The organism is Saccharothrix sp. NBAS 001 (genome assembly GCF_056640475.1).
On record NZ_CM153251.1, the window covers coordinates 9,009,164 to 9,032,300 of the forward strand.

A 23,137-nucleotide genomic window follows, 5' to 3' on the forward strand; every position below is an offset into this window, starting at 1 on the left:
GTTCGGGTCGGGCACCTCTGCGCCTCCCGCGCCACCGGCGCGGGAGGCCGCGCCACGTGTGGCCCCGGCGAGGGCCTAGCGCCGGGCGGGCCTGCCCGGCGGCATCCGGTGCACCGGCCGGAACGCCTCACCGCCGTTGAACCGCCGCTCCAGCTCCGACACGTACGCCTCGACCGCCGGGTTCACGATGTCGGCCAGGCTGCGCACGCCCGCCGCCGGCTCGTACGCCGTCAGGTAGGTCGCCGCCGCGCGGGCCCGCTCCAGCACGTCCTGGTCGAAGTTGACCGTCCGCTGCACCCGCCGCCCCGGACGCCCGTCCGTGCCGGTAGCCTGATCACTGCCCGAGACGGACACGGAGACGGTGATTTCCTTCACCCCGGAGGCCGGTTCGGGCACGGCTTCGGGTGGCTGGGCCATCTGCGAGCCTCCTCGGCGTCGTCACTCCGGGATGCGGTCCGTTCGGGGCAACGTCCCGGCCGGATGGGTCAATCGCTCGGCGGGCTGGACAAGGGGGAGCGCGGTCGTGCACACAGTGCGTGACCTGGAAGTTCGCAGTCGGGTGAACTGTCTCGGCAATTGGGAGAATCCAGTGTCGCCGGTTCTCCACCGGCTCCCCTCGACCCATGATGTCCGTGGTCAGATTAGACGTAATCGAGGCTCAGGGGAACGGCTATTGATCTACCCACCGCGAACCTACAGATACACCTCGTGACGAAGACGTGTTCTACTCGTTGGCGCACGAACCGGACGGGCACCCCTCGGCCCGCCCGGCGAAGTCCTGCGTACTCAGGAGTACTGCGATGACCGCCCACACCCTGGTAACACTCGCGCAGCAGACAGAACCCGCCCTGGGCACAGGCGGTGTGCGTCAGTGGATCCTCGACAACCTGGTACCCCTGCTGCTGCTGACCGTCGCGGTCCTGCTGCTGTGGCTGGGCGGCGGCAAGGGCGACAACGCCGGTGTCATGCGCCGACTGGGGGGCGTGATCATCGCGCTCGCCATCATCGGACTGGCGGTGACCACCAACGCCGGGGCGAACATCGGCCAGTGGATCGCCGGCCTGTTCACCGGCGGGTGACCCTTGCGGGTACGCACTGACGACGAGGTCTACCGGGTCGACGCCGTCTGGCTCGGCCCGCCCAAGGCGACCTTCCCGTGGCGTGCGCGCTACGTGGCATGGGGCGTCGGAATCGTGGTCTTCCTGCTGATCACCGCGTTGCAGCGGCAGATCGGCTTCGGTTTCGACTTCATCAACACCGGCTGGGGCTTCGTGATCACGGTCGCGCTGACCCGGTTCATCTGCACCCGCATCAGCCACGAACGCCCGCTGTCGTCGGTCATGACGATGTGGGTGCGTGAGCTGAACTCTCCGCGTGAGACGACCTCGGGCACGGGCGGCGCGGCCAGCGCCGCCCGGATCCGGGTCAACCAGAACCGGCCTCGGAAACGTCTCTCCGAGAAGGGGGCGAAACGCTCGGCGCGCGCCACCCGATCCCCGCACCGCAGGCAGCCAGACCGCCGTAAGAAGGAGGTTCGCGGTGTTCGGACGCCGGCGTGACCACACCCGACGCTCCGCAGCGCAGCACGTGGCCCAGCACGCGGCTGCCGCGCGGGACGAGCGGAAGGTCTACTCCAAGCGTGGCCGACGCCTGCCCGGTGAGCAGGCGGTGCCCAGCTACACCCCGTCGATCGCCGCCCGCAGCATCGACGGCCACCTGCTGCGCACCGGCCAGGAGGTGTACGCCTGGTACAAGCTCGCGCCGCAGCGGTGGTCGTTCCGCTCCGACTCGCAGCGCCAGGACCTGATCGCCGCGATCGCCGGCCAGTACGCCGAACTCCAGGGCCGGTGGATGCACCTGCGGGTGACCACCCGGCCCTACCCGATCCGGATGTGGGCCGAAGCGCACGTGCACAACGCCGTGCGCCGGCTGCCCGACACGCCCGGCACGCTGTCGTTCGACGACTACATGGTCGGCGAGCAGCAGCAGCTCATGGGCCGCTCGATGGCCGAGAAAGAGGTCTACCTCGGCGTCCAGGTGCAGACCCGGAACATGATGGACCGCGCCGTCGAACGCGCCGCCCCCGTGCTCCGCAAGGTCTTCCCCGACGCCGTGGACGCCGAACTCGTCGCCATCGAATCCGAGGTCGACCACCTCGACCAGGTGATCGGCTCCGCCGGGCTGGAAGGCCGGCCGGTCACCGCCGAGGAGATGTCCTGGCTGATGCACCGGTCGTGCTCGCTGGGCCTGCCCGCGCCGCGCAACCTGCCCGCCGTGCCCGGCGCACCGTGGGAACCCGAGGACCTGGCGTCGTTCACCGACGCCGCGGACTTCCACCAGGAGCCGTACTCGCCGACCGTGACCGTGCGCGGCCGCACCGGCTCCAACGCCGGCATCAAGCGGCACGTCGCGGTGCTCACCGTCGGCCTCATGCACGGCCTGCAGATCCCCGAGGTCGACGACCCGTGGGTGCAGCGCTCCGACCGGCTGCCCGCCGCCGTCGAGTGGTCCGCCCGGATCTACGTGCGACGGCCCGAAGAGGTCTCCGGCGAGCTGACCCGGCAGATGAACAAGGTCCGCTCGCAGGTGCGGCACTACACCGACGAGCACGAACTCGAACCGCCCCAGTCGCTGGCCCGCCAGGCGTCCCGGGTGCTGGAGATCGACGACGAGATGACCTCGGGCTTCACCGCCCTGGGCACCCGCGTCCGGTCCTGGTGGCGGCTGGCCGTGTCCGGCCCCACCGAGCGCGAGGCGCTGCGCCTCGCACAGGCCCTGCTCGACCTGTACAAGCCGAAGGTCGCCATCGAGCACCCCGAGGCCCAGTACGCCATCGCCCGCGAGTTCATCCCCGGCGAACCGCTGTCCTCCTCGGCCTACCTGCGGCGCGGCTCGGTGCTGTGGGCGGCGTCGTCGGTGCCCACCGCCACCGCCGAGGTCGGCGACCGGCGCGGCATCCTGCTCGGCGAGACCGTCACCGCCACCCGCCGCCCCGTCGCGTGGGACCCGTGGATGGCGCAGGAACTGCGCGACGCGTCCGGCCTGTCCGCGATGGTCGCGGGCCTCGGCGCGGGCAAGTCGTTCCTCGGCGGCGGCATCGTCTACAAGACGCTGCGCTCCGGCGCGCACTGGACGCTGCTCGACCCGTCCGGCCCGCTCGCCGCCCTGTGCGAACTGCCCGAGCTCAAGCCGTACGCGCGGCCGATCAACCTGCTCAACGCCCAACCCGGCATCCTCAACCCCTACCGGGTGGTCGCCGAACCCCAACTCGACCACTTCCTGGACGAGGAAGACCCGGAACGGGCGTGGCGGCGCGAACGCGCGCTCGCCGCCGCCACCCGCCGACGCCTCGTGCTCGACGTGCTCACCGGCCTGCTCCCGTTCGAGGTCGCCCGGCTCCCGCAGACCAGGATCGTGCTGCTGCGCGCCGTGCGGACGGTCGGCGGCCGCCCCGACGCCCACCCCGGCCAGGTCTTCGAAGCCCTGCGCCGCGACGCCTCCGAGCACCACGAGCACGCCGTCGTCGTCGCCGACTTCCTCGACGAGATGCGCGAACGGATGTCCCTGCTCATCCCCGAACAGGACGCCGACCCGTACAACGAGCAGCGCGACGACCGCCTCACCGTCCTCACCATGGCCGGCCTCAACCTGCCCAAGGACGGCGTCGGCCGCGAGCACTGGACCGACGCCGAAGCGCTCGGCGTCGAGATGCTCAACCTCGCCGCGTGGCTCACCCAGCGGTCCATCTACGAACGCCCCAAGGACCTCCGCAAGGGCGTGTGGATCGACGAGGCGTTCTTCCTGTCCGAAGTACCGACCGGCCGCGTGCTGATGAACCGGTTCGCCCGCGACTCCCGGAAGTGGAACGTCCGAGTCCTGCTGTCCTCCCAGATCCCCGCCGACTTCCTCAAGATCCAGGGCTTCGTCACCCTGCTCGACTCGGTGTTCGTCGGCCGGCTGGACGACGACCAGGCCCAGGCCGACGCCCTGCGCCTGCTCAAGGTCCCGGTCGGCGCGGGCTACGAGCAGGTCGTCGCCTCCCTCGGCAGGCGACCCGGCGGCGTCCGCAACAACACCGAACGCGACCGCGCACCCCGCCAGTTCATCTTCGGCGACGGCGCGGGCGGCGTCGAACGCATCCGCATCGACTTCTCCGGCCCCCACCTCGAACACCTCCGCAACTCCCTGGACACCACCCCCGACGCCATGCGCGACGGCCCGGACCAGAACGAAGCGGAACTCTCCTCGCCGCCGCAGGACCCCTTCGCCTACGACGAGGGCCTCACCGACGAGTACGACGACGAACTCGCAGCCGACCTGGAAGTCGGCCTGGCCGACCCGGAACTGGTCGACTCGACCCACGGTGAGGGAGGAAACCGCCGTCCGGGTCGGGAAGGTGCGGCATGAGCACCCTCCTGCTCGCGGCGGCCGTGGCCGCCGCGCTCTACGCGCGGCGGCGCTTCAGACGCGACCCCGACGACGGCCCCGAGCGGGCGCCGCGCGGGGGGCGGTGGCGGGCCATGGCGGTCGTGGTCGCCATCGTCGGACTCCAGGCCGTGGTCGGCGCGGCGCCCGCCTACGCCGCACCCTGCGGCGAAGCGCCCATCCCCGAACGCCCCGGCTCCGGCATGGTCGGCGCGATCGACCCGCCGATCGGCAACGGCGTCAAGGACTCCCCGTACCTGACCTACGGCTACGCGGGCATGGTGTGGCACACCTACCAGGAGAAGTGCCTGGTGCCCAACGCCTCCCCGGTGCTCGACACCTGGGCCGGCAACCAGCTGTTCAACATCGGCAAGAACATCGTCGGCGCGACCAACGCCCTGCACTACACCGTCGTCGGCCAAGGACTGCTCCAGCCGCTGGACAAAGCCGTCAAGGACGGCGTGCAGAAGGTCTACGACAACGTCTACCTCCGCTGGTTCGGCCTGGTCGCGCTGGTGCTCGCGGTGCTGATGTTCCGGCAGATCTGGACCGGCGACCTGGCCGCCATCAGCAAACGCGGCCTGTGGGCGCTGGCCGCGATGTGGCTGGCCACCTCGACCCTCGCCCTGCCCCAGTTCTACGACCTGCTCGACAGCACGCTGGTCACCAAGACCTCCGAGATCCAAGCCGGGTTCATCGACGTCGAAGAGGGCAAGGACAACCTCGACGTCCTGCCGTCCCGGCTGCACGACTCGGTCGTCTACCAGAGCTGGCTGCGCGGCGAGTTCGGCTCGCCCGAAGCACCCCAGGCCGCCGAGTTCGGCCCCAGGGCGCTCAACGCCCAGGCGTGGACCGCGCAGGAGATCGGCGACCACAAGGACGGCGACCAGAACGCCCTCAACGCCAAGCGCACCGAGTACAAGAACATCTACAACCAGCTCGGCCCCGCCCAGGCCGCCTTCAGCGGCGAAGCCGGCGGCCGCACCGGCGCCGGGTTCCTGTCGCTGCTCCAAGCCGTCGCGTTCTCGCTGTTCCAGCTGTTCGCCAAGGCCGCCGTGCTGCTCGCCCAGCTCCTGCTGCGCGTGCTCACCCTGGCCGGCCCGCTGATCGGCCTGGTCGCCCTGCTGCACCACGACCTGCTGCGCAAGGTCGGGCGCGCGGTCGCCGTCACCGTGTTCAACGTGCTGGTCCTGGCCGTTCTCGCGGGCACCCACGCGCTGCTGCTGCAGGCGATCTTCAACGCCAACGGGCTGTCGCTGCTCACCCGCACCCTGCTCGGGCTCATGCTCACCCTGGTCTGCTTCATGATCGGCAAACCGCTGCGCCGGATGTGGCAGATGGTGGAGATGTCGGTCGGCTCGGCCAGCAACGCCCTGCCCATGCGCGGCGGCCTGCTCTCCCGCCTGCGCCGCAAGAAGGACACCGGTCCCTCGCCGCAGGAAGAGTTCTGGGACACCGTCCGCGACACCGACCCCGACGGGCCCGAGGTGCCGCAGCGCGGCCGAGGCCGGATCCGGCCCGAGGCGGCCAACCCGGTCGTCGCCACCGCGCACCGCCTCGACCGGACCGGCGGACCGGCCCAGCTCGACACCGCCGTGGCCGCGAGCGGAGCCCACGCCGCGCTCCCCGCCGGCGGCCACGGCAGCCCGGCCGCCCTGCCGTCCGGGCGGTCCAGGGTCGTCGACGCGCCGCCCGTCGCGGACCGCAACTGGGACCGCCTGGACGACGCCGTGCTGGTGCCGTCCCGGGTGCACAACGGGTTCAACCGGATCGCCGACAGCCCGGTCGTGCCGGGCCCGAGGCGAGCCGAGACCGAAGTGGTAGCGGGCAGGCAGGTCCACGTGATCTACCGGCCTTCGCGCGGACTCGAAGTCAGGGACAGCTGATGCCGATCAGGACCAACCGGGGGCGCGCGGCGGTCTACCGCCGCCTGTGGGGGTGGCCGCTGCGGTCCCCCCGCCACCTGGTCGCCACCATCGTCGGACTCATCGCGCTGGTCGCCACGACCAGCATCGTCTTCGACCACACCATGGGGTCGAAATCCGCCGCGGCACCCGGTGCCGCCACCACCTCCGCCAAACCCACCGCGACCGGCACCGGCAACCAGATCGGCGTGCTGCCCCCGGCGGGCACCACCACGCCGCTGCCGACCAAAGCACCCAGCCCCACCGCGGCCGCCTCGTCCGCGCCGGTCACCGCCGACGCGCAGCTGGTCGCCGAGAGCTGGATCGACGCGTGGCTCAACCACCCGGCGGGCATCACCAACGCCAAGTGGCTGTCCGGGCTCAAGCCGTGGACGTCCGACGAACTGCTGCCCACGCTGCAGTCCGTCGACCCGGCCAACGTGCCCAAGGAGATCAAGAGCCCGGTCAAGGCCAGTCGGTCCACCACCGATTCGGTCGATTTCGAAGCCGACCTGGAAACCGGCAAGCTCGTGCTGACCGTGGCCAAGCTGCCCGAGGGCTGGCGCGTGCACAAGTACAGCAGGGTGGGCTGAGATGCTGAAGATCGTGCTGGTCGTCGCGGCCGTGGCCGCGGTCGTCGCCGTCACCGTGACCAACGGCGTCTCGACGGTGGTCAACAACACCACCCCCGCCGAGGGCACGGTCGGCATCCGCAACGTCGGCTGCAACGCGTCCATCGGCCCGTGGGAGGGGGGCGGCGCGGAGAAGGGCCGCAACGACGCGAGCCGGCTCAACGAGGAGCAGCGCGGCACCGTCGCCAAGATCATCTCCATCGGCCAGGAGCGCAAGCTGCCGCCGCTGGCGTGGCAGGTCGCGATCCAGGCCGGCATGACCGAATCCGGGCTGCGCAGCCTGAACTACGGCGACCGCGACTCGCTCGGCATCTTCCAGATGCGCCCCACCATGGGCTGGGGCTCGGCCACCCAGGTCACCGACCCGGTGTACGCGATCAACAAGTTCTACGACGTGCTGGCCAACGTGCCCAACTGGGAGGACCGGCGCCCCGGCGAATCGGCGCAGGCCGTCGAGCGCTCCGCGTTCCCCGACCGGTACCACAACTGGGAGGCCATGGCCGCGTTCCTGATCGGCGAACTCGGCAACGTGGTCGACCCGGCGGGCTGCGGCCAGGCCGTCGGCGCGTTCCTGCTCGCCTCGGGCGCGGCGGGCACCGCGATCGAGTTCACCAAGCAGCAGCTGGGCGAGCCCTACCTGTGGGGCGGCAACGGCCCCGACCAGTGGGACTGCTCGGGCATCCTGGTCAAGGCGTTCGCCGAGGCCGGGGTGAAGATCCCGCGCGTGGCGAACGACCAGTACATGTCCGGCGGCGCGCACCTGCCCGTGCGGGAAGCCAAAGCGGGTGATCTGATCTTCTGGGCGACCAACCCGGCCGAGCCGATCACCGTGCACCACGTCGGCATGTACCTGGGCAACGACGAGTACATCCACGCGCCCCAGACCGGGGACGTCGTGAAGATCAGCAAGATCAACTGGGACTACCACGAGTTGATGCCACTGGCCGTCCGGCCGGGCGTGTAGATCGTGTCAGGGAGGCACCACTGATGTTCACCCCCGACCCCATCCAGCGCCACGCCGGACCACCCGCGTCCAGCACCCCGCTGCGGGATTACCTGTCGTCCCTGCCGCCCGGCGTGGACGGGTCGTACGCGGTCCTGCCGAGGTCGCTGGTGGAGGCGATGCCGCTGCCGTGGCAGCAGCAGATGACCCACCTGATGGCCGAGTTCCACCGCTCGTTCGCCCACCTGGGCTGGCCCGTCTACCGGGTGATCCCGTCGCGCCGGGAGCGGCTGGTGGACCTGGACGAGGAGCAGTTGGCAGAGGTGGGCGCGATCATGGAGATCGACGCCGACGGCGAACTGGTCTACCGCGACCGCACCGGGACCCGCATCGACGACCCGGAGAACCGGGTCGTGCTGGTCTCCGTCCTGGACCCGATCCCGGGCGACTACGCCAACGCCAACCAGAACACCCCGGCCAGGGGCTTCCCGGTGCCGCACCAGCAGTACCCCCAATCCGGCCCGCTGCCGGTCCAGTCCCCGCACCAGCGCTAGCCGGCCTTCGGCGGCCCCACCCCTCGGGGCCGCCCCCGGAAAGCCGCGCACACCACGCACGTTCGGGTGAACAACCGGTCCGAAACCCCAAAAAACGTACGGTAACGGTGTTCCGGTTACTCGGGTGAAACATGGAACCCCGCGCACCCCACCCCACCCCCTACGCCCACCTGAAGACCTGGCTCAGCCACCTCCGCCCCACCACCGACCACCCCCTCAACCACCCCACCTCCCAGCCGCCCCAGGCAGACCGCCTCCGCCCCGCGCACCCACGCCCCGCACTGCGCCCACGCCCCGCCGCCTGGGCGCACCTGCTCGCCTGGCTACGTCCCGTCGCCTGCGCGCGCTTGCTCACGCGCCCACGCCTGCGCCCGCGCCCACGCCTGGCCGCCCAGCCCGGCGCGGTGGCGCGGCCCAGCCGAGCGGCCTGGCCCCGCCTGGCAGCTCGGGCACACGTCTCCGCTCGACCACGCCCCGCTGCCCGCCTACGCCCAGCCGCCTGGCCACGCGCCTTCCGCCCCGGCGACTGGACCTGGCCGGCCCCCTTCCGCTCCTCCGCCACCGCCACCGCCACCGCCTCGGCGATCACCACTGCCGTCACCACTGCCGCAACCGCGATCGCCACCACCATCACTACCGCCGCTACCGCGATCACCACCGCCGTCGCCACCGCTGCCACCGCCGTCGTCGCCGGCGTGAAGCGGCTCGTGCCCGTCGCGTGCACGCAGGTCCCCGGCAGCCCGGACGCCCTGGCCCTCAAGCCCTGCCGAACGCTGGAAATCTGCCTCGCCAACCTGATCCGCACCCAACTCCGCGCGAACACCTCCCTGCGAACGCGCCTCCTCTGGCGTCCCGGAACGGGTGATACGCGGGTTCGGCACTGCAAGTTGTGGGGATGAGGCGCACCCTGGTCGCCATGGCGCACTTCGAGGCTAGTTCGGGTGGCTCGCCTGGTCCGACGCAGTCGCTCGCGTCGCTCGGCCAGTCGAAGGGGCTGCGAATCACGTTCGGCGTGATCACCGTGCTGATCGGGCTGCTGGTGCTGATCTGGCCCGGCATCACGATCCTCACCGCTGCGGTGCTGTTCGGCGTCCAGTTGCTGATCACCGGCGTGTTCTGGCTGGTCAGCACGTTCACGGCGGACGGCGCGGGCACCGGTCACCGGGTCCTGTTCGCGGTCTCCGGACTGCTCTCGCTGCTGGCGGGCATCCTGTGCCTGCGCGCACCGTTCCAGACCATCGCCGTCCTGGCCCTGCTGCTCGGCGCGATCTGGGTGGTCGGCGGCGTGGCCGAGATCTTCCACGGCTTCGGCACCAGCGGCTGGGCGGTGTTCTCCGGCATCGTCACGGTGATCGCCGGGATCGTGGTCCTGGTCGCGCCGCTGTCGAGCATGGTGGCGCTCGCCTGGCTGTTCGGCATCACGCTGCTCGTGCTCGGCGTGCTGAGCATCGCCGCCGCGGTGTCCGACGGCCGCGCCCCCGCGACCAAGACGTCCACCGACCAGACCGGCACGACGGGCCACGCCGCCCCCGCGTAGCCCGCAACACCACGTCGGCCGGGCCCCGCCACGAGCGGAGGCCCGGCCGACGTGTGCCGCAAGACCGCCGCCGACGCCCGAATCCTGGCCGGCGCGAGAACCTCACCTGCACCCGAATCCTGGCCCGACGCACGAACTCTGGCCCAAGGCCGAACCCTGGCCCACGCGCGAATCCCGGCTCACGCGCGAAATCCCGGCTCACGCGCGATCGTCGGCCGACGGACGCGCGAAATCGCAGCCCGCACCCGAACCACCCGGGCGCGCACGCCCAAACGGTCGGCCCCGCGCGAAGTCCCGGCCCGTGCCCAACCCCACCTCACGCCCGAAATCGGGCCGGGGCACCGAACTCCCGGGCTCGGATCAGCCCTCGCGCCACCCGTTCGTCACAGGCAGCCGGCGGTCGCGGCCGAACGCCTTGAACGTGATCTTGGTGCCCGGCGGGTACTGGCGCCGCTTGTACTCGGCGCGGTCCACCATCCGCAGCACCTTGTCGACCAGTTCCGGCGCGAAACCCATCGCGATCAGGTCGTGGTAGCCCTTGTCGCCCTCGACGTAGTCGTCCAGCACCGAGTCCAGCAGCTCGTAATCGGGCAGCGAATCCGTGTCCACCTGGCCCGGACGCAGCTCCGCCGACGGCGGCTTGCTGATCGAGTTCTCCGGGATCGGCGGCAGTTCGCCCAGCTTCTCGGCCTGCGCGTTGCGCCACCGCGCCAGATCCCACACGAGCGTCTTCAGCACGTCCTTGATCGGTGCGAACCCGCCCACCGCGTCGCCGTAGATCGTCGAGTACCCGACCGCGAGTTCGGTCTTGTTACCAGGCGCGAGCACCAGGTGCCCGTGCTGGTTCGACAACCCCATCAGGGTCACGCCGCGGCACCGCGCCTGCACGTTCTCCTCGGCCAGGCCGGTCAACCCGAGCTGGTCCACGAAGATCTTCACCATGTCCGCGATCGGCTGCACCTCGTAGTGCACGCCGGTCCGCTGCGCCAGGTCGTGGGCGTCGGACTTCGAGTGGTCCGACGAGTACACCGACGGCATCGACACGCAGTGCACCGAGTCCGCCCCCAACGCGTCCACGGCCAACGTCGCCACGACCGCCGAGTCGATCCCGCCCGACAGCCCCAGCACGACCGACTGGAACCCGTTCTTGTGCACGTAGTCGCGCAATCCGGTGACGAGTGCGTGCCACACCTCGGCTTCGTCCGACAACGGCTCGGCCGCCGCCGGCACGGGCAGCGGCTCGTAGGCCGCCACCGGCGATGCCGACAACGTCCGCCGACGCACGGTGAACCCGTTGACCGCGCCCTCCGTCCGGGCCGCCCCACCGGGCAGGTCGAGGTCCAGCACGACCAGGTGCTCCACGAACTGCGGCGCGCGAGTCACCAGTTCACCCTCTGCGGTGACCACCATCGTGTCACCGTCGAACACCAGTTCGTCCTGCCCGCCGATCAGGTTCACGTACGCCAGCGGAGCCCGCGCCTCGACCGCGCGCCGCGCCACCAGCGGCAACCGGGCGTCGTCCTTCTTCCGCTCGTACGGCGACGCGTTCGGCGACACCACCAGGTCCACCCCGGCCTCACCGAGCGCGGCGATCGGCCCGCCGTCCTGCCACAGGTCCTCGCAGATCACCATGCCGATCTCGACCCCGTGCAGCCGCACGACGTCCAGCGCGTCACCCGGCGTGAAGTACCGCCGCTCGTCGAACACGCCGTAGTTCGGCAGGTGGTGCTTGTTCTGCCGCGCCACCACCTCGCCGCCGTAGAGCACCGCCGCCGCGTTGCGCTTCCCGCGCTCGTCACGGTCCAAGTAGCCGACGAACACCGCCAGCTCACCGCAACCGGCCTCGTCCAACCGCACCGCCAACGCCGTCAACGCCGCCCGCGACGCCTCCGCGAACGACTCCCGCAGCGCCAGGTCCTCCACCGGATACCCGGTCAGCACCATCTCCGGGAAGACCGCCAGGTGGGCGCCTGCTTCGGCGGCCTTGCGGGACCAGTCCACGACGAGTTCGGCGTTGCCCGCCAGGTCGCCGACACAGGCGTTGACCTGGGCGAGAGCGAGTCGGAGCTGAGGCATGGACGCATTCTCGCTCACGTGGGGCGGCCGTGGTGGACGTTGTGGCCGACGAGTCACACCTACGATCGACCCGTGCGCCGCTCCCTAACGCTGTTCCTCGTCCTGCCCGTGTTGGCGTCCTGCACGAGCGTCGTGCCCGGCGCACCGACCCCGGGAACGGCGCTTGAACAGCGCGGACCCGCCGGCACCGTGCCCACCGGCCTGGAACGGTTCTACGGCCAGCAACTCGGCTGGGAGGACTGCGCCGACTACGCCACCACCGGAACCACCCGAACGCAGTACAAGAACAAGAAGAACATCGAGTGCGCGCGCCTCGAAGTGCCCCTCGACTACACCAAGCCCGACGGCCGGACGATCCGCATCGGCCTGCTCCGCCAGAAAGCCACCGGCGACCGGATCGGCTCCCTGATCATCAACCCCGGCGGCCCCGGCGCGTCCGGCATGTCCGCCGCCGCGGGCCTGAGCGCCCAGGTGTCCAAGTCCGTGCTCGGCGAGCGCTTCGACCTCGTCGGGTTCGACCCGCGCGGCATCGGCTCCAGCCAACCCCAGGTCCGCTGCCTCACCGACGCCGAACGCGACACCGACCGCCTCGACGTCGACCTCGACACCTCGCCCGCCGGCATCGCCGAGACCGAAGCGGAGAACAAGGCGTACGCCGAGAAGTGCGCCGCGACCACCGGTGCCGACGTCCTCGCGAACGTCGGCACCCGCGACGTCGTGCGCGACCTCGACGTGATGCGCTCCGCGCTCGGCGACGAGAAGCTCACCTACCTCGGCTACTCCTACGGCACGCACATCGGCGCGGGCTACGCGGCCGCGTTCCCGGCCAACGTCCGCGCGCTCGTCCTCGACGGTGCCGTCGACCCCACCCAGAACCAGGTCGACTCGCTGATCGCCCAGGCAGCCGGGTTCCAGAAGGCGTTCGACGCGTTCTCCGCGTGGTGCGCGAAACGCCAGGACTGCGCGCTCGGCCGCGACGCCGCCGGCGCGAGCAAGGCGTTCCGCGACCTCACCCTGCCGCTCGCCCAACGCCCGGTCGACGTCGGCTCGCGGAAGCTGTCCTACAACGACGCCATCACCGGCGCGATCCAGGCCATGTACTCGGAGGAGCTGTGGGGTCCGCTCAACGCCGGCCTCGTCGAGCTGAAGAACAACAGCGGCGAAGTGCTGATGCAGCTCGCCGACGCGTACTACGACCGTGACAAAGACGGCAAGTACGCCAGCATCATGGACGCGTTCAACGCCGTGAAGTGCGTGGACGAACCACGCGTCACCGACCGCGCCGTGATCGACGACGCCGCCCGCCGCTACAAGGCCGCCGCCCCGTTCCTCGACGACGGCAACCCGCCGGTCGGCGCGCTCGACTCGTGCGCGTTCTGGCCCGTGCCGCCCACCGTGCAGGAGACCAAGGCCGTCACCGGCCTGCCCCCGACGCTGGTCATCTCCACCACCGGCGACCCCGCCACCCCGTACCAGGCAGGCGTCAACCTGGCGAAGGAACTCGGCGGCGGCCTGCTCACCTACGAAGGCAACCAGCACACCGTGTACCTCCAGGGCAACGAGTGCGTGGACCCGATCGGCGACGACTACCTGGTCAACCTGAAACTCCCCGCCACCGGCAAAACCTGCTCCTGAACCCCGCCCGCACCCCTAAACGTCGACCGAGGCGGACCAACTGGCCAACAAGCGCAGCCTCTCCTCGGTCGGCGACCCCTCCTTGGCCGTGTACACGACCAGTTGCAGGTCGGGGTCGGCCGGGAACGTCAACGCCTCGTAGTCCAGGTCCAGATCACCCACGACCGGGTGATGCATCAGCTTCGTCCCGTGCGTCTTCTCCAACACGGCGTGCTGCGCCCACAACTTCCGGAACAGCTCGTCCTTCACCGACAACTCGCCGACCAGCGCCGCCAGCCGCGCGTCGTCGGGATGCCGCCCCGCGTCCAGCCGCAACACCGCCACGGTGTCCGCCGCCACCGTCGGCCAGTCCCGGTAGAACCGGCGCGCGTCCGGATCCAGGAACGCGTGCCGCGCGCTGTTCAACATGCCCGGCACGAAATCCTCGAACCCGTACAGCGCACCCGCCAACACGTTCCACGCCAACAGGTCCGTGCGGCGGCCCATCACGAACGCGGGCACGTCGGTCATCCGGTCCAGCAACCGCCGCAGCCCAGGCCGCACCCGCTGCGGCACCGCTTTGCGCGGAGTAGCCGGCCGGACCAGGTTCCGCAAGTGCGCCCGTTCGGTGTCGTCCAACCGCAACACCCGCGCCACCGCGTCCAACACGGCATCCGACACCGCCGGCGTCCGGCCCTGCTCCAGCCGCATGTAGTAGTCCACGCTCACGCCGGCCAGGAGCGCCAACTCCTCCCGCCGCAAGCCCGGCACGCGCCGCCGCCCGCCGCCCGGCAGACCCACGTCGTCCGGCCGGACGCGGGCCCGGCGCGTGCGCAGGAACTCGCCCAGGTCGTGGTTCACGCACCCCAGTATGGCCGGATCGCGCCGCCGCAACCTGGTCCTGACAGACCTAGGGAAAAACGGGGCCTCCGGTCCCCGGGCGGACCGCACCCACTCTGGTCCCATGACATACGACCTCACCAACCGCACCGCCGTGGTCACCGGCGCCGCCAGCGGAATCGGCGCGGAGATCGCCCTGCTGCTCGCCCGCTCGGGCGCCCGGGTAGCGCTGCTCGCGCGGCGGGCCGACCGACTCGCCGAACTGGCCGGCAAGATCAACGCCGACGGTGGGCAAGCCCTCGCGGTGGCCGCCGACGTGACCACCGACCTCACCGAAGCGGTCACCGCCGTCCACGACGCCTTCGGCCGCGTCGACCTGGTGGTCAACAACGCGGGCGTCATGCTCGCCAACCCGATCGCCGACGCCCGCACCGACGAGTGGACCCGGATGATCGACACGAACATCGGCGGCGTGCTCAACGTGATCAAAGAGTTCACCGAGGACTTGGTGGAGGCCGCCAAGTCCGGTCCGGCCGACCTGGTGAACATCTCGTCGATCGGCGCGCACCTGACGTTCCCCAACTTCGCGGTCTACACGGCGACGAAGGCCGCGGTCACCCACCTGTCCGCGAACCTGCGCACCGAACTGGGCCCGAAAGACGTGCGCGTCACCAACGTCGAACCGGGCTTCACCGAGAGCGAACTGGCCGGCCACATCGACAACGCGGCCGTCCAGGACGACCTCAGCACGTGGTTCGGCGGCGTGGGCCGCCTGTCCTCGGCCGATGTGGCGGACGTGGTCGGCTACGCCACGAGCCGCGCGAAGCACGTGAACCTGCGGCAGATCATCGTCATGCCCACCCGTCAGGTCTGATCCGCCCCGCACCACCCTCGCTGCCGGGCTCCCACACAACACATTGAACCCACGCGTTCAACTTCCGGAGCCCGGCACACACCCAACACCCCACCCACCCTCCACGCCCCCCGCACACACCGCCCCAAAGAGGGACCTGTCGTCACACAACCGTGTCAGAGAGCCCAAATATGTACGGAAACACTGTTCCCGTTACTCGGTGAAGTAATGAAGCCGCACGAGCCACCCCGAACCTTTGCCCACCCGAACCCCCACGCCATCTCCCACTCCCGACAACCCCAGCCCCACACCCCGTCCGACCTCCCCTGGCCACGCACCCGCCTGTCCACAGACCCCAACCGCCGCACCCCACGCTGGGCCCGAACCCACGTCCCCCAAACCCCGACCCACCTCCCGCACCACACCACCCACCTCCCCGCCACCCCCACCAGCCCGAACTCGCAACCCGGCCACCCACACCAGCCGCCCACGTCCGCCCAGCCGCCCACGTCCGCCCAGCCGCCCGGACCCGCTCCGTCTCCCGCACTTGGCCCCGAGCGCCCGCCCGCAGGGACGTGACCGCGCGCCCGCAGCGCGCGTCGCGCGCGCCGAGCGCCCACGCCCGCAGCGCCCACGCCCGTAGGGCTGCGGCCGTGGAACTGCGCCCCTCGGCCTGTGGCGTGGAGCTGCGCTGGTGGGCCGGGCCGCAGGGTCAGGCTGCGTGGCCCGCGTGGGTTGTGGGGCTGGCGTGGGTTGGGGCTGGCGTGGGTTGGGTCGGTCTGCGGGATGTCCGGACGGCTCAGTCCGGCCGGCCCCGCCCGGACGGACCAGGGTGGTGACCCATCGGCACGTGTGAAGTGACTCGCACACCGCGCACAACCAGCCCTCGTGGTGTCACGCTGATCGGGTAACCGTGCAACTAGGCCCGGAGACCCGCGACGAAGCGGGCTTCGAGGGAGGACGGTCGACATGACCTCTGCCGAGGTAGCGGCGCCCTATGGCAGCGGGGCCAGTGCCCCCGCCACGCCGGCGAAGAAGGTGCGCATCCACCACCTGCGCGAGCTGAAGGAACGCGGCGAGCCGTGGCCCATGCTCACCGCCTACGACATGTACACCGCCGAGCTGTTCGACGAGGCAGGCATCCCCGTGCTGCTGGTCGGCGACTCCGCGTCGAACAACGTCTACGGCTACGACACCTCGCTGCCGGTGACCGTGGACGAGCTGATCCCGCTGGTCCGGGGCGTCACCCGGTCCGTGAAGCGCGCCCTGGTCGTGGCGGACCTGCCGTTCGGCTCCTACCAGGTGTCGGTCGAGCAGGCCGTGGCCACCGCGGTGCGGTTCATGAAGGAAGGCCGCGCGCACGCCGTCAAGCTCGAAGGCGGCCGTCACTTCGCGCCGCACATCCAGGCGATCGTGCAGGCCGGCATTCCCGTGATGGCCCACATCGGGTTCACCCCCCAGAGCGAGCACCAGCTCGGCGGCTACCGGGTCCAGGGCCGCAACGACGGGTTCGACTCGGTCGTGGCCGACGCGCGCGCCGTCCAGGAAGCGGGGGCGTTCGCGGTGGTGCTGGAGATGGTCACCGCCGAGGTCGCCAAGCAGATCACGCACGACCTGGCGATCCCGACCGTCGGCATCGGCGCGGGGCCGGACACCGACGCGCAGGTCCTCGTGTGGCAGGACATGGTCGGGCTCCGGCGCGGCAAGGCGCCCAAGTTCGTGAAGCGGTACGCCGACATGGCCGACGTCATGCTCGGCGCGGCCCGCTCGTTCGCCGACGAGGTCCGCGGTCACCAGTTCCCCGGCCCGGAGCACACGTTCCACTGATCGGCCGACGCCCGCTGGGGCCGTCGGGCCTGCCCGACGGCCCCAGCGGGGTGATCTTCGGCCGCGCGGAGTCGTGCAGAGTAGGGGCATGTACCCCGAGATCGAGCCCTATGACCAGGGCCTGCTCGACGTCGGCGCAGGCAACCGCGTCTACTGGGAAGTGTGCGGCAACCCCTACGGAAAACCTGTGGTGTTCCTGCACGGTGGCCCCGGCGGCGGCAGTTCGCCCGTCCACCGCAGGTTGTTCGACCCGGCGGTCTACCGGATCGTGCTGCTCGACCAGCGCGGCTGCGGGCGGTCCACGCCGCACGCCGGCGAGCCGGGCGCGGACCTGAGCGCCAACACCACCTGGCACCTCGTCGACGACTTGGAGAAGCTGCGCGAACACCTGGGCGTCGAACGGTGGCAGGTGTTCGGCGGCTCGTGGGGCAGCACGCTCGCGCTCGCGTACGCCGAAACCCACCCGTCGCGGGTCACCGAACTCGTGCTGCGCGGCATCTTCACGCTGCGGCAACGCGAGCTGGACTGGTACTACGGCGGCGGCGCGGGGTTCGTGTTCCCCGAGGTGTGGGAGCGGGTCGCGGCGCTCGCGCCGGACGGCGACGTGATCAACACCTACGCCCGGCTGCTCAACGACCCGGACCCGGCCGTGCACCTGCCGGCGGCGGTCGCGTGGAGCGTGTGGGAGGGCTCGACGGTCACCTTCCGGGAACGGCCCGAGCTGGTCGCGGTGTTCGCCGAACCCCGCTACGCGCTGGCGTTCGCCCGCATCGAGAACCACTTCTTCGTCAACCGGGGGTGGCTCGACGAGGGACAGCTGCTGCGCGACGTCGGCAAACTCGCGGGCATCCCGGGCATCATCGTGCAGGGCCGCTACGACATGGCCACGCCGGCGACGTCCGCGTGGGAGCTGCACCGGGCGTGGCAGGGCTCGGAACTGGTCATGGTGCCGGACGCGGGGCACTCGTTCGACGAGCCGGGCATCCTGAAGGCGCTGGTGGACGCCACCGACCGCTTCCGGCTCTGAGACCGCCGAGACCGACGGCCCCGAGCGGCGCGGGCTGAAGCCTCCCTCCCGACCTCCGGTGGCTCAGCCCGCGAACGCTCCTGCCAACTCCGACCGGGCGGCCACCAAAGACGGCCCGTACCAGGTCAGGTAGCGCCCGGACACGTGCACCGGCCGCAAACCCGGGAAGAACTGCGGCCCGTCCTCGGGCGTGAACAGGTACGGCTCGTCGGGCAGCACCACCAGGTCCGCCTCCAACGACCGGAGTTCGTCCAGCGACGGGCGCGGATAACGTTCGGCATGGTCGGCGTACACGTTGACCACGCCGAGCCGCCGCAGCACGTCCCCGGCGAACGTGTCCCGTCCCACCACGACCCACGGCTTGCGCCACACCGGGACGATCGCCCGGAACCTGGCCGGCTCGACGTCCCGCCACACGCGTTCGGCCTCGACCAGCCAGTCGGGTTCGACGTCCCACGCCGTGCCCAACAGTCGCCGCAACGACTTGAGAGCCGCCGGCACGGTGGCCGGCGCGGCCGTCACCCACACCGGAATCCCGTTGGCGCGCAAGCGTTCCACGTCCTCGGGGCGGTTCTCCTCGCTGTTCGCGAGCACCAGGTCCGGCGCCAACGCCAACACGCGCTCGACCTTCGGGTACTTCGACCCGCCGACCCGCGCCACGTCCAGGTCCGCGGGGTGCGTGCAGTAGTCGGTGGCTCCGACGAGCACGGCGGGATCGACCGCCTCGGTCAGCGACGGGACCAGGCTCACCACCCGTCGCGGGGCGTTGGGCAGCGCAACCGGCTCGCCCAGGTCGTCGACCGGCAGCATCAGCCGTCGACCCTGGCGAACGCGACCTTCCGGCGTTCCGGATCGGCCACGGTCAACCGGGCCTGGATCCGTTCGCCTTCCGGCAGGTCGGCTCCCACGCACCGGCCCATGACGGGCGGCTGCGCGACGAACACGTCCGCGCCGTTGTTGTCGGCCCGCAGCACCACGGCGTCGAAGACCTGCCCGACCCGGTCGGCCAGCACCCACGCCTCGACCTGGTCCAAACAGGCCCGCTCCACCTTGTTCGCCACCGTGTCCGAGCCGCCCATCACCGCGGGCAGCAACGGCAGCGCCCGCCGCAGCCACTCCGGAACTTCCCGGCCGGAGGTCACCGCCAGGCACACCTCGGTGGCGAACCGGTCCACCAGCCGCCGCAGCGGCGCGGTGACGTGCGTGTACGGGGCGGCGACGCCGGCGTGCGTGGTGACCGGCGGGATCTGCCCGTCGAACGCCGTGTACCCCGCGCCCCGCAACAACCTCGTGGCGTCCACGAACAGCGCCAGCGACTCCGGCCGCGCCGGGTCGAGCCCGGCCAGCAGCCGAGACGGCGTGACACCGTCCGGCCACGGCACACCCAACGCGCTGGCCGACCGCCGGAGCGCGTCGACCGCCGTGTCGTCCGCGTCCGGCAACGTCCGCAGCACGCCGACCTTCGCGTCCAGCATGATCCGCGCGGCGGACATGCCGGTCAGCAGCGAGATCTCGGCGTTCCAGGCGTCGACGTCGACCCGGGGCCGGACGACGAGCTTCCAGTCACCGTCCCCGTTGGGCACGATCTCCTGCTCCGGCAGCCGCAACTCGACCGCGCCGCGCTCCGTGGCCCGCTCCCGCCGCAACCGCCCGAAATCGGCCAACGCCTCGATCGACGGGTGCGGTGTGCCCGAATCGAAGGACGTCTGCACGCTCTCGTAGTCGAACTGGGCCGTCGACCGCACCATCGCCCGGCGGACCCGGACGTCCACGGGCTCGCCGTCGGCACCGCACTCGAACGTCCACAGCACCGCCGGCCGGGTCTGCGACGGCAGCAGGCTCGCCGCGCCCTCGGACAGCGCGGTCGGGTGCAGCGGCACGTTGCCGTCGGGCAGGTAGAGCGTCTGGCCGCGCCGCCGGACCTCGGCGTCCAACGCGCCGTCCGGCACGACGAACACGCCGAGGTCGGCGATCGCGTAGTGCACCCGGAACCCGCGCCCGACCCGTTCCACGAGCACGGCCTGGTCCAGGTCTTTCGCGCCCGGCGGATCGATGGTCACCAACGGCAACGCCGTCGCGTCCTCGCGATCGCCCACCGCGACATCGCGCCCGACCGCCTGCTCGGCCTCGGCCAGCACCGCGGGCGGAAACTCCGCGGGCAACCCGAACTCGGCCCGAATACCGCTGAAGTCCAGGTCCGCCCGCCCGGTACGGATCACCATCGAGGCCACGTGTGCACCCTAACCCGCGTGAGCACCCGAACCTGGTCTATTTCCCCTTCCACTTCCGATCGGCCTCGTCCTCCGACTCGGTCCGCTCGCGGGCCAACTCCAGCGCCCGCCGAGCCGTCGCCTCGTCCGGGTAAGGCCCCATCCGATCCCCGCCGCGGCAGCCGACGCCTTTCTCGGCCGTCTGGTGGGTCAGGCAGTAGTACCAGGCATTCGGATCACCCATATGTCCAGGCTGACATGCGCGGCGCTGCATGTCATGTCCGGCCACCCACAAGATCCCAGCGGACGTCGGAGCGTGGTGCTCGCGCGGTGCGCCTATCCGGCGGAACCGGAGCGCAGGCGGCCCGCGGCCAGCACCTCGTCGGCCAGTTCGGCCGGGGTGAGCCGGTCCGAGCGCAGCACGACCGTGCCGTCCGGCTGGCGGGCGGCGGCGGTCGGATCAATCCTGCTCAGCGCCCATTCGAGGGCGGACTGGCCGGTCTCCGGGTCGTTCGGGAGCGGCGGACGGGCGCTGAGCCGCTCCCGGAGCACGTCGGCGTCCGCGTCCAGGAAGACGTGCAGGACTTCCTCGCCCGCGTCGGCCAGGCCGCCGAGGATCTCCGCCCGGTAGGCGTCGCGGACCAGCGACATCGGCACGATGAGCGTGTGCGCGTGATGCCTGCGCAGCGACCGCGCCGTCGCGACCACCAGCTCCCGCCAGCTCGGCAGGTCCTGGAAGTCGTCGTTGGGCCGCATCCACTTCCACAGCATGAGGCCGACGTCTTCGGGGTCGTACACGAGCGCGTCCGGGAGCCGCCGGTGCAGCTCCTGTGCCAGGGTCGTCTTTCCCGCCCCGAACCCACCGTTGAGCCAGATGATCACCATTGCAACGTATCCGCGTTGTCCGCGACATCGCCACCTTGGTCCGTCCTGGTCGAACTTCGCGGACGGGCAGGCTGCCGACGTCGTGGCACGAGCACCAGGTCCGGACGACCGCGCCCACGTTGGTCGGGGCAACCAGGCGGTGCGCAGATCCACGTTCAACCGAAAACAAATTTTGTCTTTACGTTAATAATTGTCGGTGCGAGGGTGTTCGCGTGTTGGACGTGGCGGTGATCGACGATCCGGTGCGGGCGGGGTGGGTCGGACCCCGTTCGCGCGTCGCGAAGCTCGTGCGACGAGAAGCCACCCGGCAGCCCCGACCGCCAGGTCGTGCGGGCCGTTCACCCGAGCCCCAAGATCGACAAAACCCGGCGACACCGAGCCCGACCCGGAGGAAACCTGACATGACGACCCACGAGTTCGGGACCCGCGAGGAGACCACCCAGGCCGCCGCCACCAGGGTGTTGGTGGTGGGGGCGAGCATCGCGGGGCCCGCGCTGGCCCACTGGTTGCGTCGGCGAGGGGCCGAGGTGACCGTGGTGGAACGGGCTCCCGAGCTGCGCCCGGGTGGGCAGGCCGTGGACGTTCGCGGCGTGGGCAAGGAGGTCGTTCGGCGGATGGGCCTGGATGCGGCCGTGCGCACGGCCCGCACCGAGACCGCCGGTGCGAACAGCGTGGACGCGGACGGGAACGTGCTGGAGACCTACCGCGCGGACGACGACGGCGGCGACGGGTACATCGCGGAGATCGAGATCCTGCGCGGGGACTTGTCACGGGTGCTCTACGACGACACCCGGGACGGCGTCGAGTACATCTTCGGCGACCGGATCGCCGAACTCGCCCAGGACGCGGACGGGGTCGACGTCGTCTTCGCGAGCGGCGACCGGCGGCGCTTCGACCTGGTGGTCGGGGCGGACGGGCTGCACTCGGCGCTGCGGGCGATGGTCTTCGGGCCGCGCGAGCGGTTCGTCCGCCACCTCGGGCACGTGTTGGCCTTCTACAGCGTGCCCAACGAGTTCGAGCTGGACCGCTGGCTGATCGAGTACCAGGAGTCCGGGCGTTCCACCGGCCTGCGGCCCATCCAGGACGCCACCCGGGCGATGGCCATGTTCTCCTTCACCGCGGCCGACCTCGACGTCGACCACCGGGACGTCGATGCCCAGAAACGCCTGCTGCGCGAGCGGATGGCCGGCTTCGGCTGGTTGACCTCACGCATCCTCGCGCACCTGGACGACACCCCGGACTTCTACCTCGACCAGGTCGCCCAGGTGGTGATGGACCGCTGGTCGAGCGGACGGGTGGGGCTGCTGGGGGACGCGGCGTTCAGCTCGTCGCCCCTGTCCGGGCAGGGCACCGGACTGGCCCTGGTCGGCGCGTACTTGCTGGCCGGTGAGCTGGCCGCCGCCGGGTGGGACCCGGAGGCCGGGTTCGCCGGCTACGAGCGCCGGATGCGCTCGTTCGTCGAGGCCAACCAGGAGATCGGCCGGTTGCACGCGCGCATGCGCGACGTCCCCGAGCCGGATGCCGGACCGGACGCTGTGTCGGACGCCGGACCGGACGCCGTGTCGGACACCGGGTCGAGCGCCGTGTCGGACGCCGAGGCGAGTGCGGAGCCCGACACCGAGTGGCTCACCGAGTTGGTGGAGCGTGCGATCAACGGCGTCGAGCTGCCCGACTACGAAGGCGTGCCGGACTCCGGCTCGTCGGCTGGCGCAGCGGCCGGCTCGCCGATCGGCTCGTCGGCCGGCGGTTCGTCGGCGGGCGGTTCGGCGGCCGGGTCGTAGGTCACGGTCTCGGGTGCGTGAACCTGCGG

Annotated in this window: 20 protein-coding genes; 13 read left to right on the forward strand and 7 right to left on the reverse strand. The window is 71.2% G+C overall.

What is annotated here, in order from left to right; all coding sequences use genetic code 11:
• Positions 1 to 75 precede the first annotated feature (75 nt).
• Entirely contained in the window at positions 76 to 417 is a 342-nt protein-coding gene (locus AC0HI0_RS40370) for a hypothetical protein (protein ID WP_480928730.1), read from the reverse strand.
• Between the two features lie 383 nt (positions 418 to 800).
• Here AC0HI0_RS40370 and AC0HI0_RS40375 point away from each other — a divergent pair, with 383 nt between their 5' ends.
• The 8 genes from AC0HI0_RS40375 to AC0HI0_RS40410 all read left to right on the forward strand — a co-directional run bounded on the left by AC0HI0_RS40375 (position 801) and on the right by AC0HI0_RS40410 (position 9,995).
• The gene (locus AC0HI0_RS40375) at positions 801 to 1,079 is read left to right on the forward strand and encodes a hypothetical protein (RefSeq protein ID WP_015098413.1); all 279 of its coding nucleotides are present in this window, start codon (positions 801 to 803) and stop codon (positions 1,077 to 1,079) included.
• Positions 1,080 to 1,193: 114 nt separating this feature from the next.
• On the forward strand, positions 1,194 to 1,559 hold the full coding sequence (locus tag AC0HI0_RS40380; protein ID WP_480928731.1) for a hypothetical protein: 366 nt from the start codon (positions 1,194 to 1,196) through the stop codon (positions 1,557 to 1,559).
• Positions 1,560 to 1,587: 28 nt separating this feature from the next.
• On the forward strand, positions 1,588 to 4,407 hold the full coding sequence (locus AC0HI0_RS40385) for an ATP-binding protein (protein WP_480934498.1): 2,820 nt from the start codon (positions 1,588 to 1,590) through the stop codon (positions 4,405 to 4,407).
• Positions 4,404 to 6,311 carry a hypothetical protein gene (locus tag AC0HI0_RS40390; protein ID WP_480928732.1) on the forward strand — a complete coding sequence of 636 codons (1,908 nt, stop codon included), beginning with the start codon at positions 4,404 to 4,406 and terminating at the stop codon, positions 6,309 to 6,311. The genes AC0HI0_RS40385 and AC0HI0_RS40390 overlap by 4 nt, the downstream gene beginning before the upstream one ends.
• Positions 6,311 to 6,922, forward strand: a complete 612-nt coding sequence (locus AC0HI0_RS40395) for a hypothetical protein (protein ID WP_480928733.1) — start codon at positions 6,311 to 6,313, stop codon at positions 6,920 to 6,922. The genes AC0HI0_RS40390 and AC0HI0_RS40395 overlap by 1 nt, the downstream gene beginning before the upstream one ends.
• A gap of 1 nt (position 6,923) precedes the next feature.
• Positions 6,924 to 7,925: a C40 family peptidase gene (locus tag AC0HI0_RS40400; RefSeq protein WP_480928734.1), complete on the forward strand. Its 1,002-nt coding sequence runs from the start codon at positions 6,924 to 6,926 to the stop codon at positions 7,923 to 7,925.
• Positions 7,926 to 7,948: 23 nt separating this feature from the next.
• On the forward strand, positions 7,949 to 8,458 hold the full coding sequence (locus AC0HI0_RS40405; RefSeq protein ID WP_480928735.1) for a hypothetical protein: 510 nt from the start codon (positions 7,949 to 7,951) through the stop codon (positions 8,456 to 8,458).
• A gap of 916 nt (positions 8,459 to 9,374) precedes the next feature.
• Positions 9,375 to 9,995: an HdeD family acid-resistance protein gene (locus tag AC0HI0_RS40410; RefSeq protein WP_480928736.1), complete on the forward strand. Its 621-nt coding sequence runs from the start codon at positions 9,375 to 9,377 to the stop codon at positions 9,993 to 9,995.
• Positions 9,996 to 10,355: 360 nt separating this feature from the next.
• On the opposite strand, the gene AC0HI0_RS40415 is transcribed toward AC0HI0_RS40410, so the two are convergent.
• Positions 10,356 to 12,071 carry an NAD+ synthase gene (locus tag AC0HI0_RS40415; protein ID WP_480928737.1) on the reverse strand — a complete coding sequence of 572 codons (1,716 nt, stop codon included), beginning with the start codon at positions 12,069 to 12,071 and terminating at the stop codon, positions 10,356 to 10,358.
• 72 nt (positions 12,072 to 12,143) lie between these two features.
• Here AC0HI0_RS40415 and AC0HI0_RS40420 point away from each other — a divergent pair, with 72 nt between their 5' ends.
• On the forward strand, positions 12,144 to 13,706 hold the full coding sequence (locus tag AC0HI0_RS40420; RefSeq protein ID WP_480928738.1) for an alpha/beta hydrolase: 1,563 nt from the start codon (positions 12,144 to 12,146) through the stop codon (positions 13,704 to 13,706).
• 15 nt (positions 13,707 to 13,721) lie between these two features.
• Here the strand turns inward: AC0HI0_RS40420 and AC0HI0_RS40425 are convergent, their stop codons facing one another.
• Positions 13,722 to 14,546 carry a helix-turn-helix transcriptional regulator gene (locus AC0HI0_RS40425; RefSeq protein ID WP_480928739.1) on the reverse strand — a complete coding sequence of 275 codons (825 nt, stop codon included), beginning with the start codon at positions 14,544 to 14,546 and terminating at the stop codon, positions 13,722 to 13,724.
• Between the two features lie 103 nt (positions 14,547 to 14,649).
• Between AC0HI0_RS40425 and AC0HI0_RS40430 the strand changes: the two genes are divergently transcribed.
• From AC0HI0_RS40430 to pip, 3 genes are all read left to right on the forward strand, one after another.
• The gene (locus AC0HI0_RS40430) at positions 14,650 to 15,399 is read left to right on the forward strand and encodes an SDR family oxidoreductase (protein WP_480928740.1); all 750 of its coding nucleotides are present in this window, start codon (positions 14,650 to 14,652) and stop codon (positions 15,397 to 15,399) included.
• Between the two features lie 948 nt (positions 15,400 to 16,347).
• A complete protein-coding gene (gene panB, locus AC0HI0_RS40435; protein WP_480928741.1) occupies positions 16,348 to 17,205 on the forward strand; it encodes a 3-methyl-2-oxobutanoate hydroxymethyltransferase in 858 nt (285 codons plus the stop codon).
• 88 nt (positions 17,206 to 17,293) lie between these two features.
• Positions 17,294 to 18,232 carry a prolyl aminopeptidase gene (gene pip, locus AC0HI0_RS40440; protein ID WP_480928742.1) on the forward strand — a complete coding sequence of 313 codons (939 nt, stop codon included), beginning with the start codon at positions 17,294 to 17,296 and terminating at the stop codon, positions 18,230 to 18,232.
• Between the two features lie 63 nt (positions 18,233 to 18,295).
• Here the strand turns inward: pip and AC0HI0_RS40445 are convergent, their stop codons facing one another.
• The 4 genes from AC0HI0_RS40445 to AC0HI0_RS40460 all read right to left on the reverse strand — a co-directional run bounded on the left by AC0HI0_RS40445 (position 18,296) and on the right by AC0HI0_RS40460 (position 21,327).
• Positions 18,296 to 19,042, reverse strand: coding sequence for a helical backbone metal receptor (locus AC0HI0_RS40445; protein ID WP_480928743.1), 747 nt, complete (start codon positions 19,040 to 19,042; stop codon positions 18,296 to 18,298).
• A complete protein-coding gene (locus tag AC0HI0_RS40450) occupies positions 19,042 to 20,454 on the reverse strand; it encodes an RNB domain-containing ribonuclease (protein ID WP_480934499.1) in 1,413 nt (470 codons plus the stop codon). The genes AC0HI0_RS40445 and AC0HI0_RS40450 overlap by 1 nt, the downstream gene beginning before the upstream one ends.
• A 46-nt stretch (positions 20,455 to 20,500) precedes the next feature.
• Positions 20,501 to 20,686: a hypothetical protein gene (locus AC0HI0_RS40455; RefSeq protein ID WP_041311956.1), complete on the reverse strand. Its 186-nt coding sequence runs from the start codon at positions 20,684 to 20,686 to the stop codon at positions 20,501 to 20,503.
• 92 nt (positions 20,687 to 20,778) lie between these two features.
• Positions 20,779 to 21,327: a P-loop nucleotide/nucleoside kinase family protein gene (locus tag AC0HI0_RS40460; protein ID WP_480928744.1), complete on the reverse strand. Its 549-nt coding sequence runs from the start codon at positions 21,325 to 21,327 to the stop codon at positions 20,779 to 20,781.
• Positions 21,328 to 21,728: 401 nt separating this feature from the next.
• Here AC0HI0_RS40460 and AC0HI0_RS40465 point away from each other — a divergent pair, with 401 nt between their 5' ends.
• Positions 21,729 to 23,108 carry an FAD-dependent monooxygenase gene (locus tag AC0HI0_RS40465; RefSeq protein WP_480928745.1) on the forward strand — a complete coding sequence of 460 codons (1,380 nt, stop codon included), beginning with the start codon at positions 21,729 to 21,731 and terminating at the stop codon, positions 23,106 to 23,108.
• Positions 23,109 to 23,137: the final 29 nt, after the last annotated feature.